Here is a 1,160-nt window from a genome sequence, read left to right on the forward strand (position 1 = left end):
TTGTGGTCGCGCATTTCCATTATGTGTTAGTTCCCGGGGCAATCTTTGGGATATTTGCCGCAGTCTACTATTGGCTTCCTAAATGGTGTGGGCGTATGTATAGCGAGCCACTCGCTAAAGCACATTTTTGGTTGTCGTTTATTGGTATGAACTTGGCGTTCTTCCCGATGCACTTCCTTGGGCTCGCTGGTATGCCTCGACGTATTCCCGATTATGCACTTCAGTTTGCTGACTTTAATAGTATCTCTTCTGTTGGCGCATTTATTTTCGGGGCGACGCAGTTGCTGTTCTTGTATTTGGTGATTAAAGCCATCCGCAGTGGTGAACCTGCAACGGATCAAGTATGGGAAGGGGCTGAGGGGCTAGAGTGGACAGTGCCGTCACCAGCGCCATACCACACTTTCTCAACTCCACCTGAGGTGAAGTAAGTCATTAGGGAGCCTTCATATGCAAAATCAAAATACAAAAAGAACAGTAGTGAAGTCCGTATTCGCGGTTGTCGCGATGTTTGGTTTTGGTTTTGCCTTGGTTCCTTTGTATGACGTGTTCTGTGACATTACAGGATTGAACGGAAAAACGTCTGGTCCTTATTCGGAAGCGAAAGCTCAAGCTCAAGAGAGGGACGAATCGCGTCAGGTGCGTGTGCAGTTCATTACTCAAAACAACGAGAGTATGCCGTGGGAGTTTAAGCCCGTGGATTATCAAGTTGAGGTGCATCCAGGTGAAATCATAGAAGTCGATTTCTATGCAAGAAACCCAACATCTAATCCAATGGTTGCTCAAGCTGTTCCGAGCTTGTCCCCGTCCGAGGGAACAGACTATTTTCATAAAACCGAGTGTTTTTGTTTTACACGACAATTACTCAAAGCAGGCGAAGAAGTTTTGATGCCTTTACGTTTCGTCGTCGACGAGGCCTTGCCCGATCATTTAGGTACATTGACTTTGTCTTACACCTTATTTGATCAAACAGAGACGCTCGACCCAGAAGAATTAGAAGAAACAACAACACAAGCAGCACTATAAAAATTTATCAGACGTCCGCGAGCGGTTAAGCGCGTCTTTATGAGATAAGGAGTCTAAGAATGAGTGCAGAAACAAGCTATTACGTTCCAGCGCAGAGTCGCTGGCCTATTGTTGCAACAGTAGGACTTTTCTTAACG

Annotated in this window: 2 protein-coding genes; both read left to right on the plus strand. The window is 45.8% G+C overall.

Translation table 11 applies throughout. The annotated features are described in order from the left end of the window. A partial coding sequence (locus A3739_RS04490) for a cbb3-type cytochrome c oxidase subunit I (RefSeq protein WP_197472046.1) occupies positions 1-428 on the plus strand: 428 nt, incomplete at its 5' end. A 19-nt stretch (positions 429-447) separates the two neighbouring features. Beyond that, a complete protein-coding gene (locus tag A3739_RS04495) occupies positions 448-1,023 on the plus strand; it encodes a cytochrome c oxidase assembly protein (protein ID WP_068483340.1) in 576 nt (191 codons plus the stop codon). Positions 1,024-1,160 lie beyond the last annotated feature (137 nt).

Source organism: Oleiphilus sp. HI0067, assembly GCF_001635735.1.

What these genes read in the sequence shown, in the direction of transcription:
- A3739_RS04495 (WP_068483340.1), top strand. Translation starts at nt 448, where the DNA reads ATGCAAAATCAAAATACAAAAAGAACAGTAGTGAAGTCCGTATTCGCG.